General features: G+C 71.3%; 13 protein-coding genes and 1 tRNA gene. 9 read left to right on the plus strand and 5 right to left on the minus strand.

Features of this window, described 5'->3' with window-relative positions; genetic code table 11:
* The first annotated feature begins 62 nt into the window (after positions 1-62).
* The 3 genes from ACZ6RT_RS24805 to serS all read left to right on the plus strand — a co-directional run bounded on the left by ACZ6RT_RS24805 (position 63) and on the right by serS (position 3,995).
* Positions 63-1,529 carry a glycosyltransferase 87 family protein gene (locus tag ACZ6RT_RS24805; RefSeq protein ID WP_470156411.1) on the plus strand — a complete coding sequence of 489 codons (1,467 nt, stop codon included), beginning with the start codon at positions 63-65 and terminating at the stop codon, positions 1,527-1,529.
* Between the two features lie 102 nt (positions 1,530-1,631).
* A complete protein-coding gene (gene pheA, locus ACZ6RT_RS24810; RefSeq protein ID WP_470156413.1) occupies positions 1,632-2,552 on the plus strand; it encodes a prephenate dehydratase in 921 nt (306 codons plus the stop codon).
* Between the two features lie 180 nt (positions 2,553-2,732).
* Positions 2,733-3,995, plus strand: coding sequence for a serine--tRNA ligase (gene serS, locus ACZ6RT_RS24815; RefSeq protein ID WP_399190536.1), 1,263 nt, complete (start codon positions 2,733-2,735; stop codon positions 3,993-3,995).
* Between the two features lie 221 nt (positions 3,996-4,216).
* Here serS and ACZ6RT_RS24820 read toward each other — a convergent pair whose 3' ends face one another.
* Positions 4,217-4,762 (minus strand): TetR/AcrR family transcriptional regulator, encoded by a 546-nt coding sequence (locus ACZ6RT_RS24820; protein ID WP_399190538.1) that lies wholly within the window; start codon positions 4,760-4,762, stop codon positions 4,217-4,219.
* 106 nt (positions 4,763-4,868) lie between these two features.
* Here ACZ6RT_RS24820 and ACZ6RT_RS24825 point away from each other — a divergent pair, with 106 nt between their 5' ends.
* Complete coding sequence (locus ACZ6RT_RS24825) at positions 4,869-6,011, plus strand: FAD-dependent oxidoreductase (protein WP_470156415.1); 1,143 nt, start codon at positions 4,869-4,871, stop codon at positions 6,009-6,011.
* Between the two features lie 421 nt (positions 6,012-6,432).
* On the opposite strand, the gene ACZ6RT_RS24830 is transcribed toward ACZ6RT_RS24825, so the two are convergent.
* Positions 6,433-6,636: a cold-shock protein gene (locus ACZ6RT_RS24830; RefSeq protein ID WP_012886943.1), complete on the minus strand. Its 204-nt coding sequence runs from the start codon at positions 6,634-6,636 to the stop codon at positions 6,433-6,435.
* A 236-nt stretch (positions 6,637-6,872) separates the two neighbouring features.
* Between ACZ6RT_RS24830 and ACZ6RT_RS24835 the strand changes: the two genes are divergently transcribed.
* On the plus strand, positions 6,873-7,673 hold the full coding sequence (locus tag ACZ6RT_RS24835; protein WP_470156417.1) for an HAD family hydrolase: 801 nt from the start codon (positions 6,873-6,875) through the stop codon (positions 7,671-7,673).
* A gap of 86 nt (positions 7,674-7,759) precedes the next feature.
* On the opposite strand, the gene ACZ6RT_RS24840 is transcribed toward ACZ6RT_RS24835, so the two are convergent.
* Positions 7,760-8,284: a bacterial proteasome activator family protein gene (locus ACZ6RT_RS24840; protein ID WP_470156419.1), complete on the minus strand. Its 525-nt coding sequence runs from the start codon at positions 8,282-8,284 to the stop codon at positions 7,760-7,762.
* 4 nt (positions 8,285-8,288) lie between these two features.
* Positions 8,289-9,245: an NAD(P)H-quinone oxidoreductase gene (locus tag ACZ6RT_RS24845; protein ID WP_470156421.1), complete on the minus strand. Its 957-nt coding sequence runs from the start codon at positions 9,243-9,245 to the stop codon at positions 8,289-8,291.
* 117 nt (positions 9,246-9,362) lie between these two features.
* Between ACZ6RT_RS24845 and ACZ6RT_RS24850 the strand changes: the two genes are divergently transcribed.
* From ACZ6RT_RS24850 to ACZ6RT_RS24860, 3 genes are all read left to right on the plus strand, one after another.
* Complete coding sequence (locus tag ACZ6RT_RS24850) at positions 9,363-11,837, plus strand: nucleotide-binding protein (RefSeq protein ID WP_470156422.1); 2,475 nt, start codon at positions 9,363-9,365, stop codon at positions 11,835-11,837.
* Positions 11,838-11,956: 119 nt separating this feature from the next.
* Positions 11,957-12,045, plus strand: a tRNA-Ser gene (locus tag ACZ6RT_RS24855).
* Positions 12,046-12,628: 583 nt separating this feature from the next.
* A complete protein-coding gene (locus tag ACZ6RT_RS24860) occupies positions 12,629-13,363 on the plus strand; it encodes a GAF and ANTAR domain-containing protein (RefSeq protein ID WP_470156424.1) in 735 nt (244 codons plus the stop codon).
* Positions 13,364-13,713: 350 nt separating this feature from the next.
* On the opposite strand, the gene ACZ6RT_RS24865 is transcribed toward ACZ6RT_RS24860, so the two are convergent.
* On the minus strand, positions 13,714-14,169 hold the full coding sequence (locus tag ACZ6RT_RS24865; RefSeq protein WP_470156426.1) for an STAS domain-containing protein: 456 nt from the start codon (positions 14,167-14,169) through the stop codon (positions 13,714-13,716).
* 198 nt (positions 14,170-14,367) lie between these two features.
* Here ACZ6RT_RS24865 and ACZ6RT_RS24870 point away from each other — a divergent pair, with 198 nt between their 5' ends.
* Positions 14,368-15,111 carry a GAF and ANTAR domain-containing protein gene (locus ACZ6RT_RS24870; protein ID WP_470156428.1) on the plus strand — a complete coding sequence of 248 codons (744 nt, stop codon included), beginning with the start codon at positions 14,368-14,370 and terminating at the stop codon, positions 15,109-15,111.
* Positions 15,112-15,283: the final 172 nt, after the last annotated feature.

Consider the following 15,283-nt stretch of genomic DNA (forward strand, 5'->3'; position numbering starts at 1 on the left):
GTTCCCCCTGTCCGTACCCGCCGGGCGGCCGTTTTCCCGGCCCCACGGTAACCTGCCTGGTCGTGAGGACTGGCGAGACGACCGCGACCCGACGGAGCCCGTGGGCGCGGTGGTCGTCGTACCTGCTCGCGCTGCTGCTCGTCGCCGTGGCGGTGGCCCCGCTGGTGCTCCACTGGCTGGGCAACGTGGACGACCAGCGCCTGGTCGACCTGGATGTGTACCGTACCGGCGGAGAGGCCGTGCTGCAGGGGCGGCCCGTCTACGACTTCGTGACGCCCGCGCCGCAACTGCTGCCGTTCACCTACCCGCCGGTGGCCGCGCTGCTGGCCACGCCGCTGGCGGCGATCTCGTGGCCGACGGCGCAGTGGGCGTGGACGGCGCTGATCTTCCTGACCCTCGCGGTCACCGTCGCGCTCTCCTTCCGCGCGGTGCTCGACGGCGGCGCCGGGTCCGCGGGGAGCGCCGGGAGCGCTGGGAGCGCCGGGTCCGCGGGGAACGCCGGGTCCGCCGCGTCCTCCGGGAGTGCCGATGCCGTCGGGAGGGACGATCCGGCGCGGGCGGCCGTGCCCGGTGCCCCGGGCGGGTGGCGCGCCGTGGGCCGGTTCCGGTGGCCGCTGCTGTTCGCCGCGCTGATGATCGGCTGCACCTATCTGATGCCGATCAGGGACCAGGTGCGCTTCGGCCAGGTGGACATCCTGCTCGTCGCGCTCTGCCTGGCCGACTGCACGGTCCGGCGGCCGGTGTGGCCGCGCGGCATGCTGATCGGCCTGGCCGTCGCGGTCAAGCTCACCCCGGGCGTCTTCCTCGTCTACCTTCTCGTCACCGCCCTGGGGCCGGGCGGAAGGCGTGAGCAGCGAGAGACCTTCCTGACGGCCGCGCTCACCGCCGCGCTGCTGACCCTGCTGCCGTTCCTGGTGATCCCGTCGGACGCCGCCGACTTCTGGTTCCGCGCGCTGCTCGACCCCGAGCGGCTCGGCGCCAACGCCGCGACCACCAACCAGTCGATGCGCGGCATGCTCATCCGGCTCTACCTGCCCGACACCCTGACGACCCTCCTGTGGATCGCGCTGGTGGCCGTGGTCGCCTGGTACGGCTTCCGGTACGCCCGCAGGGCCCTGCTCGACGGCCACCCGGTGACCGGGGCCGCCCTGGTGGGCCTGATGGCCGTGCTGCTCTCGCCGGTCGCCTGGATCCACCACCTGGCCTGGGTGGTCGTGGTGATCGGCGCCCTGGCCGGCGACGGGCGCGACCCCGTCAGGACCAGGGTGGCCGCGGGGGTCTGGCTCTACTACGTGCTGCCGATCCCCTGGTGGGGGGTGACGATCAAGGCGGCCGAGATCCCGGTGCTCAGCCCGGTGCTGGGGAAGATCGTCCAGAACGGGTTCGGGCTGGGCGCGCTGGCCCTGGTCTGGCTGCTCGGGGTGTGGCTGCCCCGGCGACGAGAGGCGTTCCGGGCCGTCACGCCGGGCGGCCATGAGAACGGGCCCGCCCGGAAAGCGGGTCCGTCCCCGGGGAAGACCACCCTCTGAGACGGGGCGGCCACATGGCGGGACGGCCCACGCGGCCGAGGGAATGATCCGAGTATGTAATCCTGCGCGCATCTTCCGGTGGGTCCCGGCTAACCTGGGGACATGCCGAAACTCGCTTACCTGGGACCGGAGGGGACCTTCACCGAGGAGGCCCTGCGCATCCTGGCGCCCGGGGCCGAGCGCCTGCCCAGCACGAACGTCCCCGCGGCCCTGGAGGCCGTCCGGCGCGGCCAGGCCGACGGAGCCGTCGTTCCGCTGGAGAACTCGCTCGAGGGCGCCATCACCACGACCCTGGACGAGCTCGCCCGGGGCGAGTCGTTGCTGATCAACGCCGAGCTGCTGCTGCCCGTCGAGTTCTCGCTCCTGGCGCGCCCCGGCACCGAGATCGCCCACATCAAGAGGGTCTTCACCCACCCGGCGGCCATCACCCAGTGCCGCAACTTCATCGCCCGCGAGCTGCCCGACGCGGTGGTGGTCGCCGCGTCGTCGACCGCGGCCGCGGCGCAGGAGGTCGCGCTCCCCGGCTCGCCGTACGACGCGGCCATCGCCGCGCGGATCGCCGGTGAGCACTACGGCCTGGTCGAGCTGGCCGGTGGGATCGGCGACCGTCCCGACACCGTGACCCGGTTCGTCCAGGTCTCCCGTCCCGGGCCGCTGCCCGAGCCGACCGGTGCGGACCGGACGTCCCTGGTCGCCTTTCTGGCCGACGACCACCCGGGCGCGCTGCTGGAGATGCTGACCGAGTTCTCCGTCCGCGGCGTCAACCTCTCCCGCATCGAGTCGCGGCCGACCGGCGACGGCATCGGACGCTATTTCTTCCACTTCGACTTCGAGGGGCACGTCGCCGACGCCCGCGTCGGCGAGGCCGTCTCCGGCCTGCACCGGATCTGCTCCCGGGTGCGCTTCCTGGGCAGCTACCCGCGTGCCGACGCCCTGTCCCCGCAGATCAAGCGCGGCACCCGGGACGACGACTTCGCCGAGGCCGCGAGCTGGCTGGACAGGATCCGCACCGGCCGGGTCTGACCCGGGCCCGATCGCCTGTTCCGAGCCTGTCGCCGGGCCCGGGATCCCCGGTCCCGGGCCGGTCCGAGAGGCGGCCCAGGTACGCTCCCCGCCGTCCCGCGCCGTCTTCGGACGGGTCCGGGACGGCGCACGGATCAATCCGGGCGCGGAGCGCGGCCGTCCATCGGTAGCCTTATGCGTGTGATTGACCTGCGTACCCTTCGTGAGGATCCCGACCGGCTACGGGCGTCGCAGCGTGCCCGCGGTGAGGACGACTCTGTCGTCGAAACGCTGCTCGACCTCGACGAGCGCCGCCGTGGCGCGCTGAGCCGCTTCGAGACGCTCCGCGCCGAGCAGAAGACCGTCGGCAAGTCGGTCTCCCGTGCCTCCGGCGAGGAGAAGGCGGCCCTGCTGGAGCGGGCGAAGGATCTCTCCTCGCAGGTCAAGTCGGCCGAGGCCGAGGCCGAGAAGCTCGGCGTCGAGCTCGACGAGCTGCTCTACACGGTGCCCAACCTGGTCGAGGAGGGCGCTCCGGCGGGCGGCGAGGACGACTACGTCGTGCTGGAGCAGGTCGGTGAGAAGCCGTCCTTCGACTTCGAGCCCAGGGACCACCTGGCGCTGGGCGAGCTGCTCGGCGCGATCGACATGGAACGCGGCGCCAAGGTCTCGGGATCGCGGTTCTTCTTCCTGAGGGGCGTCGGCGCCCGGCTCCAGCTCGGGCTGCTCAACATGGCCATGCAGCAGGCGATCGAGGCGGGCTTCGTCCCGATGATCACGCCGGTGCTGGTCAAGCCGGAGTCGATGAAGGGCACCGGTTTCCTCGGGGCGCACGCCTCGGAGGTCTACCACCTGCCCGGCGACGACCTGTTCCTGGTCGGCACGAGCGAGGTGCCGATGGCGGCCTACCACGCCGACGAGATCCTCGACGACTCCGCGCTGCCGTACCGCTACGCGGGATGGTCCTCGTGTTTCCGCCGCGAGGCCGGGTCGTACGGCAAGGACACCCGGGGCATCATCCGGGTCCACCAGTTCGACAAGGTGGAGATGTTCTCCTACGTCCGTCCCGAGGACGCCTACGACGAGCACCGGCGCCTGCTCGACTGGGAGAAGGAGATGCTGGCCAAGGTCGAGCTGCCCTACCGCGTGATCGACACCGCGGCCGGAGACCTCGGCACGTCGGCCGCGCGGAAGTTCGACTGCGAGGCGTGGGTGCCCAGCCAGAACCGCTACCTCGAACTCACCTCGACCTCCAACTGCACCGACTTCCAGGCCCGCAGGCTCGGCGTCCGGTTCCGTGAGGCGGGGGGCAAGCCCCGGCACGTGGCCACCCTGAACGGCACGCTGGCCACCACCCGGTGGATCGTCGCCATCCTGGAGAACCACCAGCGGGCGGACGGCTCGGTCGTGCTCCCCGAGGCGCTGCGTCCCTACGTCGGCCTCGACGTGCTCGAACCCGTCAGGTAGCCGGTTCCGAGGCACCCCCGTTCACCACGTCACCACGTCACCACTTCACCGCGAGGACCCCGCCCACGGCGGGGTCCTCGCGCGTTCCCCCACCGCCCCCACCGCCCCCACCGCCCCCACCGCCCCCACCGGCCGCCTCGCCGCCGCCCGGCCCACCGGGACGGACGCCGCCATGCCGAGACCGGCGACGACCCGGCCGGGGAAGCCCGCCGGGGCCCGGGTCACTCCGTGAGGTAGCGCTGCAGGGTGGGGCCGAGCCAGTCGACGATCTCCTCGCGGGACATCCCGGCCACCGGTGGCAGGCGGAGGATGTAGCGGCACAGGGCCATGCCGAGGACCTGCGTGGCGGCCAGCCCGGCCCGTACGGGGGCCTGGGCCGGGTCGGCGATGAGGCGGGCGGTCAGGGAGCCGAGCTGGGTGGCGAAGATGCCGCGCATGCGCTCGGCGACGGCCTCGTCGGTGACACCGGTGCGGAGCAGGATCATCATGCCCTCGTCCTCCTCCCAGCGGTCGAGGAAGTGGGTGATCAGCGCCCTGCCCACGGTGTGGCGGGGGACGGCCGTCAGGTCCGGGAACCTGAGGTCGACGTCGGCGGCGGCGGCGAAGAGCCCGTCCTTGCTGCCGTAGTAGCGCATGACCATGGACGGGTCGATGCCCGCGTCCGCGGCGATGGCCCGGATGGTCGCGCGCTGGTAGCCGTCCGAGGCGAAGCGCTCGCGTGCCGCGGTCAGGATCGCCGCCTTGGTGTCGTCCGAGGTTCTCCGCACGTCACCGACTGTAGGCCAACACGTGTTGACATGGCCAGCCCGAAGGCGCACAGTTATGCCAACACCTGTTGACCAACAAGCGTTGGCATACGAGAGGGAGAACGACATGCTTCCCGTCACCACGGACGTTCTCGTCATCGGCGCGGGCCCGACCGGCCTGGTCGTCGCCGCAGCCCTCGCCGCGCACGGGATCGGCGTCACCGTCGTCGACGACCAGGCGGCCGGTGACAACACCTCCCGCGCCGCCGTCGTCCACGCCAGGACCCTGGAGGTCCTGGAGGGCATCGGCGTCTCCGGGCGGCTGACCCCCCTGGGCATCCACGCGCCGCGCTTCACCATCAGGGACCGCGACAGGACGCTCGTGCCGGTCGAGTTCGACAGGCTCCCCACTCGCTACCCGTACACGCTGATGATCTCCCAGGCCGTCACCGAGCGGATCCTGCTGGAACGCCTCGTCGAGCTGGGCGGCCACGTCGCCAGGCCGTACCGGCTGGAGAGCCTCGTCCAGGACACCGACGGGGTGACCGCGAGGCTGTCCGGCGGCGCGGTCGTCACCGCGAAGTACCTGGTCGGCGCGGACGGCATGCGCAGCACGGTCCGCGAGCAGGCGGGGATCGCCTTCGAGGGCAAGGAGTACCGGGAGTCGTTCAGCCTGGCGGACGTGCGGCTCACCGGCGGCGTCCCCGACGACGAGGTGGTGCTGTTCTTCTCACCCGCCGGGCTGGTCGTGGTCGCGCCGCTGCCCGACGGCAGCCACCGGATCGTCTCCACGGTCGACGAGGCGCCCGAGCACCCCGACGTGGCCTTCGTCCAGGGCCTGCTGGACGGCCGGGGCCCGAAGAGGGAGCGGGCCGTGGTGAACGAGGTCGTCTGGGGGTCGCGCTTCCGGGTCCACCACCGCGTGGCCCGCACCTTCCGCGCCGGACGGGTCCTGCTCGCCGGTGACGCCGCGCACGTGCACAGCCCGGCCGGAGGGCAGGGGATGAACACCGGCATCCAGGACGCCGTCGTGCTCGGGGAGGCGCTCCTGGTCGCGCTCAAGGGCGATCAGGGGGCACTGGACCGCTACGCGGACGCCCGCCGCCCCGTGGCCCTGCAGGTGGCCACCTTCGCCGGGCTGCTCTCCCGGCTGGCCAACGTCGACAGGCGCCTGCGGCCGTTCAGGAACGTCGTCCTGGGGACGCTGGCGCGCGTCCCCGCCTTCCGCCGCCGGCTCGCCTGGCGGCTCTCCGGCCTTGTCTACCGGTGAGGGAGCCCGCCCGAGGGGGGTGGGCGGTTCCCGGGGCGGGATCCTTCAGGGGCGGCCGTTTGCGGTGAGGATCGCGTCCACCGCGTGAAGGACCCCGCGCGAAGTCCCGCGCGGGGTCCTTCGCCGGTGTGATTCGACCCCGATGAAGGGCCCGCCGGCCGGTGAGAACCTCACCCGCCGGTAAGGTTCCCGGTCCTTGTCCGCGGATGGGAATCACCCTTCGGTAAGGGCCGCCGGGTGCCCGAACCGGTCACGCGGACATCCAAGGACCGAACGGACGTGACAGGCGACCGGTGACGGCCCCAACAAAGGCGACGTCTGGCACGTTCCATATCGCCCCGGACGTGAAGCACGGACATGAAGAAGGCGGGGTTCGCGTGAAGCGAACCCCGCCTTCCGGTTCAACCAAGAGGTCTATGCGTCAGACGGCGCGGACCTGCGAGGCCTGCGGGCCCTTCTGGCCCTGGGTGATCTCGAACTCGACCCGCTGGCCGTCTTCGAGGCTACGGTAGCCGTTGCCCTGGATCTCGGAGAAGTGCACGAACACGTCCGGTGCACCGCCGTCCGGTGCGATGAAGCCGAAGCCCTTTTCAGCGTTGAACCACTTGACGGTTCCCTGAGCCATTAAAGCTCTCCCTCAGGATTTGAAACTTCGGGATTCACACCTCATGAACCCCATGTGTCGTACAGCGGGCCCCGGGTGGTTCAGTAAAACTGGTTTTCACAACGGGATTCAGCTAATACAACGCCATCACATCTAACACTATCCGGCCCGGCCGTGTTCCCGCCACGAGGAAGATTCCTTCGACGGGATCCCGGGGGCCGACAGACCGCCCATCACAGTGCAGACTGGGACGTGTTATGCAAAGCCCCAGGCTGGTCGCCACCGACCTCGACGGCACCGTGCTGCGCTCGGACGGCACCGTCTCCTCCCGTACGGTCGCCGCTTTTTCGCTTGTGGAGAACGCCGGGGCCACCCTGGTCTTCGTGACCGGCAGGCCGCCCCGCTGGATGCACCCGGTCGCCGGGGCCGTACGCCACCGCGGCCTGGCCATCTGCGCCAACGGCGCCCTGGTCTACGACCTGCACACCGAGCGCATCGTCGACTCCCACCTCATCCACCCCGACGTGCTCGAGGAGGTCGTCCGGCGCCTGCGGGAGAAGGTGCCCGACCTCTCCTTCTCCGTGGAGTACGAGAGCGGGTTCGCCCACGAGTCGGACTTCCTCCTCGGAGGATGGGACAGCGGGGAGGTCGCCGGGCTCCAGGTCGGCACGAACACCCTCACCTCGCGGCCCTGCGCCAAACTGCTGGCCCTGCACCCCACGATGGATCCGGACATCCTCCACGCGGCCGTCCACGGCCTGGTCGGCGATCTCGTCACCGCCACCCACTCCAGCGGGCGGGCGCTGGTCGAGATGAGCGCGCACGGCGTGACGAAGGCCACGGCGCTGGCCCACCTCGCGATGACCCGCGACATCGGGTCGCACGAGGTGATCGCCTTCGGCGACATGCCCAACGACCTTCCGATGCTCCGCTGGGCCGGTACCGCGTACGCCGTCGCCAACGCCCACCCCGAGGTGCTGGCCTCGGTCGATCACGTGACCGGGACCAACAACGAGGACGGGGTCGCCGAGGTGCTGGAGAAGCTCTACGCCTCCTGAGGGGCCCGGTGCCCGTCACGGGTACCGGGCCGGAGCCGCTACGGGCAGGGAGCCGCTACAGGCAGGGCGCTACGGGCAGGGACCCGCTACAGGTAGGGGCCCGAGGTGGCCGAACCGCCCTCCTGCTGCTGCTGCTGCTGGAGGGACGACATGCCCCCGGGCAGTGCCCTGCGCATGTTCTCCAGCTGGGCACGGGCCGCCATCTGCTGGGCGAAGAGCGTGGTCTGGATGCCGTGGAACAGCCCCTCCAGCCAGCCGACCAGCTGCGCGTGCGCGACCCGGAGCTCCGCCTCGCTGGGCGGGGTGCCGTTGACGTCCTCGGTGAACGGCAGCGACAGCCGCTCCAGCTCGTCGACGAGCTCCGGCGCGAGCCCGTCCTCGAGTTCCTTGATGGAGCTCTCGTGGATCTCCTTGAGCCGCTTGCGGCTGGCCTCGTCCAGGGGAGCCGCCCGCACCTCCTCCAGGAGCTGACGGATCATGCTTCCGATGCGCATCACCTTCGCGGGCTGCTCGACCAGGTCCGCGATCGACCGGCTCTCGCCGTCCGCCTCGGACTGGGAGCCCTGGGGACCCACGACCACGATGTGCGGGGTGTTCTCCTCAGCGTTCATAGCCTCAACTTACTAGCAGGATTTTCCCGATGTGTTCTCCGGTCTCCAGGATCCGGTGCGCCTCGGCCGCGTCGCTCATCGGCACCCGGGCGTGCACGACCGGCCGGATCGCCCCCGCGTCGACCAGCGGCCAGACGTTCTGCACCACCCCGCGCACGATCGCCCCCTTCTCGTCGACCGGACGGGCACGCAGCGTGGTGGCGTGCACCGAGGCCCGCTTCGCCAGCAGGGCCCCCAGGTTCAGCTCGCCCTTCGCGCCGCCCTGCAGCCCGATCACGACCAGCCGCCCGCCCGTCTCCAGCGCCTTGACGTTGCCCGCGAGGTAGGCGCCGCCCATGATGTCGAGGATCACGTCGGCCCTTACCCTCTCGGAGAAGTCCTCCCGCCGGTAGTCGATCCCCTCGTCGGCCCCGAGCTCCAGGCAGCGGGCGATCTTCTCGGGAGATCCGGCGGTGACGACCACGCGGGAGCCGAACGCCTTGGCCAGCTGCACCGCCATGGTGCCGATCCCGCTGGCGCCCCCGTGGACCAGGAGGGTCTCCCCCTTGCGCAGGCGCGCGGTCATGAAGACGTTGGACCACACCGTGCACGCCACCTCGGGCAGCCCGGCCGCCTCGTCCAGCTCGACGCCCTCGGGCACCCGCATGACCTGCTGCCAGGGCACGGCCACCCGCTCGGCGTACCCGCCGCCGCTGAGCAGCGCGCACACCCGGTCACCCGGGGCGAACCCCTCGACGTCGCGCCCCACCGCGCCGACCACACCGGAACACTCCAGCCCCGGGTACGGCGACGCGCCGGGCGGCGGATCGTAGGCGCCCTGTCTCTGCAGCGTGTCGGCCCTGTTGACGGCCGAGGCGGTCACCTCGATCAGGACGTCACCGGGCCCGACGGCCGGGTCGGGGACCTGCCGCCAGGCCAGGACTTCCGGTCCGCCGGGTTTATCGATCACGATGGCGCGCATGTGAACAAAGGTATCCGCTGAGCTTCAACTTGGTGGTTGCTCGCGTTGACAAGAACACAGGGCGTTAACCTGCTATGTGTTTGCTGCCCTTTTATGCCCATCCCGAGGGGGAACACGGTGGCAAGACACGATCGTGAGGAATCTCTCGAGGAACAGCTCGCCTGGCTCGACGCCATCAAGGAGCAGGAGGAGGCGCCCGCCCTGGCGGTGACGTCCACCACGGTGGACGACGCCGTCATCTCGCCGTACCCCAAGGATCCTTGGAGCCTGGTCCCGACCGAGCCCGACACGACCTCCTCGCCGTTGTTCCGCGCGGCCGTCGACTCGGCCCACCCGGCCGCGGGTACGCCCGAGGTGGTGGCCGAACCGCCGGTCGAGGACGCCGACGCGGCCGAGTGGCTGGAGGCCTCCGAGACGGCGAGTTCCTTCACCGTGCCCGCGCCGGCCTCCGGCAGGCAGGACGACGGCTTCCTCGCCCCGCTCAAGCCGCTGCCGCGCCAGGAGCCCGACGAGCCCGGCGACTTCACCGAGCCGCACATCCGCACCCCGTTCGCGGCGCCCGCCCAGGAGCCGTCCCGCGGTCTCTTCGAACAGCCCCGGCGTCCGGCCGAGCAGGTCGAGCCCTTCACCCCCGCCGCGCCCCCGGGCGGATCCTTCGATCCCGAGCCCGCACGGCCCGCCGCCCCTGAGACCGAGCGGTTCGCCTTCGGCGGCAAGGACCCGGCGGACGCGGACACCGGAAGGTTCTCCTTCGGCCGTACCGAGGCGGAGCGTACGAGCTCCACCCCGGGGAGCGCGGACCGTCCCGCCGGTACCGGCCTTCCGGTCACCGGATCCGAGTCCGACCGGCCCGGCCGTCCCTCCGACGACGACCGGCCCGCCTCCGGCACGGCCGACGGTGGCCGTACCGTGACGGGGACGCCCAGGGAGGACCGTTTCGTCGCGGGTGCCCCGGCGGCCGAGCGCTTCCCCGCGACCGGTGCCGAGCACGACCGCGACCGGACGATCTTCGAATCCGCGTCGGGCACGGCGAAGGAGGCACCCGAGCGTTTCCCGGCCTCCCCGCCCGCCCCGTCCGCCGCCTCCCCGTCCATCCCCGACCGCGGCTCCGAGCGCGGGCCGGACCGCGGGACGGACCGTGGCTCCGATCGCGGCTCCGATCGTGGCTCCGATCGCGGCGAGTCGTTCCGGGCGCCGGAGTCCTTCGGCACGGACCGGGCCGAGGCCCCGGTCTCGCCGGAGCGTCCCCTCTCCGGTTCGTCGGGCGCGGAGCGTACCGGTGCCGCGCCCGCCTCGTCCCCCTCCACGTTCTCCGCCTTCGCACCCGGCCAGGACGCGCCGGCGGCGACGGAGCGGGAGAACGTCCCGCCCACGGAGCGGGAGAACCCGTTCCGCACCGAACGGGAGACCTCCTTCGCGCCGACGAGGGAGACCCCCTTCGCGACCGAGCGCGAGACCTCTTTCGCACCCGAGCGTGAGACACCCTTCGCACCCGAGCGTGAGAACCCCTTCGCGCCGGGAGGGGAGAACCCCTTCGCCCCTGGCACGGAGCCGGCCGAGCCGGCCCGCGAGCCCTACCAGCCGCGCCGTCGCCAGACGGCTCCGGCACCGGCCTTCGGCGCTCCCGCCAGGCAGCACACCCCCGGAACCGGCCCCCGGCAGTCGGCCGACAGCCTGGACCCGGAGTCCCTGCTCAGGGGACGCCGCAACGGCCCCTCCGGAGGCTGGCGGAAGCTGATCTTCAAGGCGTCCGCCGGGCTGATCAAGCCCGGTGAGTCCCCCGAGGTCCGCCGGCGCAGGGAACTGGTCGCGCGCGCCCGTACCCCGGTGGCCACCGGCCACCACCGCGTCGCCGTGCTCAGCCTCAAGGGCGGCGTCGGCAAGACCACCACCACGGTCGGCCTCGGCGCCACCCTCGCCCAGGTCCGCGGCGACCGGGTCATCGCGGTCGACGCCAACCCCGACCGGGGCACGCTGTCGGACAAGGTGGAACTGGAGACCTCCGCCACGGTCCGCGACCTGCTCAACGAGCGCCAGCAGATCAAGAGGTACGTCGACATAAGGGCCTTCACCTCGCAGGCCCCGTCACGCCTGGAGATCCTCGCCTCCGACCGTGACCCGTCGGTGTCGGAGGCGTTCAGCGCGTCCGACTACCAGTCGGTCTCCCAGGTCCTGGAGAACTTCTACTCGATCTGCATCACCGACTGCGGCACCGGCCTGCTCCACTCGGCCATGTCCGGTGTGCTGGGCCTGGCCGACCAGCTCGTCCTGGTCAGCTCCCCGTCCGTGGACGGTGCCCGCGCCGCATCGGCGACCCTCGACTGGCTGGAGGCCCACCACTACGAGGAGCTCGTACGCTCGGCCACCGTGGTGCTGTGCAGTGTCCGCCCGCGCTCGAAGTCGACCGTCGACCTCGACCGCCTGGAAGCCCACTTCGCGGCCCGCTGCCGGGCGGTCATCCGCGTTCCCTACGACCCGCACCTGGAGGAGGGGGCGGAGATCGACCTGGAGAGGCTCCAGGCCGCCACCCGCGACTCCTACCTCCGCCTGGCCGCCTCGGTCGGCGACGGTTTCGCCGGTCCCCAGCCCTGACCCGCACCCGGCGGCCGCCCCGTGCCCGAAAGGACGCGAGGCGCCCGCCGGGTCCCGGGCACCCCCGGGCCAATGAGAGACTAGGGTGCAATCTGACACGTTCTCCGGACGTGTCACCAGGAGAGCTCGCCTAGTGGACGATGGCGGCGGTCTTGAAAACCGCTAGGCCGGGTGACCGGTCTCGTGGGTTCGAATCCCACGCTCTCCGCTGAGCAGGCAGAACGCCCGCTGTTCGCATCGGCGATCTTCGCCAGAGGATCGCCAATGTGGACGGCTCCGCGCGGCCAGGATCACGACCATGCGTCTCGCGCGCTCGTCGACCCGCTGCCGGATCTCCAGCGGCCCCCTCGCTTCCGCCGAGGCCACGAAGGTCGGCTGTGTCAGATCCGCGATCGGCATGAGCTCACGAGGCGCGGGCACCACCTCGTCGAGGGGTGGCGTGCACGCGGGGAGCGGTGAAGGCGTCCAGCTCACCCAGGAGGCGAGGGATCCGCAGCGACTCCGGCCGCCAGGTCCGTCCCTCCGGCAGCGCGTCAAGATCATCGGGTGTCGGACGTGGAGGCAAGGAGGGGGCGATCGGGTCGCGATACGTCAGGCGTCGACCTTCACGGACATGACGGAAGGAGGCCGCGTCTCCGGGCCCGGACCCTGCCACCCGCCCTACCGGCGTGAGCACCACCACCGGCGTGTAAACCTTGGAAGGTCACCGTGGGGGCACCTTGTACCCGTCATCTGGACGTCTCGTCGCCGGTGATCGTTGGGGTGTAACCCCGGGAATTCGCAGGCACGCCATGTCGTCGCCGCTCATCACCACCACCTCCGATCCCTCCTGGCCGGACCCGCTGTTGTCGCTGTTGTTGTCGACGCAGACCTTCGAGACGTTCCTGCACGAGCTGGCCGTGCTGACCGTCGAGGCCCTGCCGCAGGGCAGTATGTGCGGTATCACCGTCGCCCGCGCCTCACATGCGGCGACCATCGCCGGCAGCGACGATCTCACCCTGGCCGTCGATGAGATCCAGTACCGCACCGGTCAGGGGCCGTGCCTGGACACCCTGACCGGCGGTGAGGTCTGCTACGTCGCCGACACCTCCGCCGAGTCTCGCTGGCCGGCCTTCTGCGCCGAGGCCTTCGCGCACGGGGTGCGCAGCTGCCTGTCGATCCCGATGCCGTTGGCGCTACCGGAGCCGACCACGGTCAGGGGCGTCTACAACCTCTACAACCTCGGTCCCGACGCCTTCGACGAGGCCGCCCAGGCCCGGATGCACGCCTTGGCCGCCAATGCCGCCGGCGCGGTCTCCCTGGCGATACGCATCGCAGGCCAGGCGCGATCGAACGAGGACCTGCACGCCACGCTGGCCTCGCGCAGCGTCATCGACCAGGCGATCGGCATCGTGATGGAGCAGGGTTGCCCGCCCGATGACGCCTTCGCCCTGCTCAGCCGCGCCTCGCAGAACCGCAACCTCAAGATCCGCGTCCTGGCGGCCGAGATCGTCGCCACCGTCGGCGGCCAGGCCCCCCGACCTTGACACCTTCGGCCTGCCCGGGTGACTCATCGCGCCCTGGCGTACCTGCCTCTGCGTTCGGGACGATCGTCCATGACCCCCCGGACCCCGATCCCCTGTCGGCAGGAGGGGCACGGGCGCAGGGCGCTGACCGCGGCGGACGGCGCAAGAGCCGGTCTTCGGTGCCGCCGGGGTCGCGGTAGGAGACGATGGCGGGACCTTGGGCAGCCGGGTGCCGGGGCTCCAGTGGTTGCCGTCGAAGCGGGTCCCTCACGGGTTCCGGTCGCTGTCGCCGCGATGCGGGCAGTACAGCCGTTCGTCGTAGATCCCTGCCCATCGGCCTCACGTCGGAGCCGGGTGCGTGCAGGGGGCACCTACGGCATCTCGCCGGTGCCGCCCCGCCGGGTCAGGTCGCCCTCTGCCCGCTTCAGGACGCCTACCGCCTCTCGGAGGCTTTCTGCGACCTCGAAGTAATCCCTCATGGTGGTCAGGTCGAAAAGGCGCCGGGGACTGCTGCCCGGGGCGAGGATCACGATCAGACGCCCCCCGCGCTCGCCGACCCGCCTGCGGATCTCCACCAGCAGTCCCACCCCTGCCGAGGCGATGAAGGTCAACTGCGTCAGATCCACGATCACCATGGGTTCATGGGGCGCGGACACCACCTTGTCGAGGATGGCGCGCACGCGGGGGGCGGTGGAGACGTCCAGCTCGCCCAGGAGGCGAAGAATCCGCAGCGACTCCAGCCGCCAGGTCCGTACCTCCAGCAGCGCGTCAAAATCATCGGTCGTCGCGCGCGGCGACAGGGAGGAGATGAACGGGTCGGAAGACATTAGGCGTTGACCTTCGCGGGCATGGCGGAAGGAGGCCGCGTCTCTGGACCGACCTCCACCATACCCACCCCATTGGCGTGAGCATCATCACCGGCGTGCAAAGCTGGGGAAGTCACCGCAGGCACTTCGTACACGTCGGTCAGACGTTTCGTCGCCGGTGACCGGTGGGGCGCAGCCCCGGAAAATCGCGGGCGAGCCATGTCTTCGCCGTTGACCTCCCCCTCCGGTCCTACCTGGTCGGACGGATTGCTGTCGCTGCTGGTGGCGACCGACACCTTCGAGGGATTCCTGCACGAGTTGACCGTGGCCACCGTGGCCGCGCTGCCCGAGGGCAGCATGTGCGGTCTCACCGTCGTGCGTAACGAGCGCGCCGTGACGATCGCCAGCAGCGACGATCTCACCTTGGCCGTCGATCAGATCCAGTACCGCACCGGCGAGGGCCCGTGCCTGGACACCCTGGCCACCGGGCAGGCCAACCACATCACCGACACCTCCACCGAGCCGCGCTGGCGCTCGTTCTGCACCGAGGCCTTCGCCCACGGCGTGCGCAGCTGCCTGTCGCTGCCGCTGATGGGCCCGGGCGGCCAGGTGGGCGGCTACAACCTCTACAACACCCACCCCGGCGCCTTCGACGACGACGTCCAAGCCCGGATGAGCGTGTTCGCCGGCACCGCCGCCGGCGCCGTCGCGCTGAGCCTGCGCATGGCCGATCAGTCCAGGCTGAACGCCGACCTGCGCGCCACCCTCGCCTCACGCAGCGTCATCGACCAGGCGATCGGCATCGTGATGGCCCAGCAGCGCTGCCCGCCCGAAGACGCCTTCTCCCTGCTCAGCCGCGCCTCCCAGAACCGCAACCTCAAGATCCGCGACCTGGCCGCCGAGATCGTCGCCACCGTCGGCGGCCGGCCCTCCGGCCCCGACACCTTCCAACCGCACGAGTGACGAGGAGATCGTGCCGGTTCACGCTCGAAGGCGACGCCGGCGGTGATTCCTCAGCCGGCCCTGCACCGGCCACCGCGTCGAGCCTCGGCCGTCCGCCGGAACTCACGCACCGCACTCGGGTCCCGTCGGAAACGAAACGGCCATAGGAATTGCGCGGTGCCCTCGCCGCCCC

Source organism: Streptosporangium sp. NPDC050148 (genome assembly GCF_055586505.1).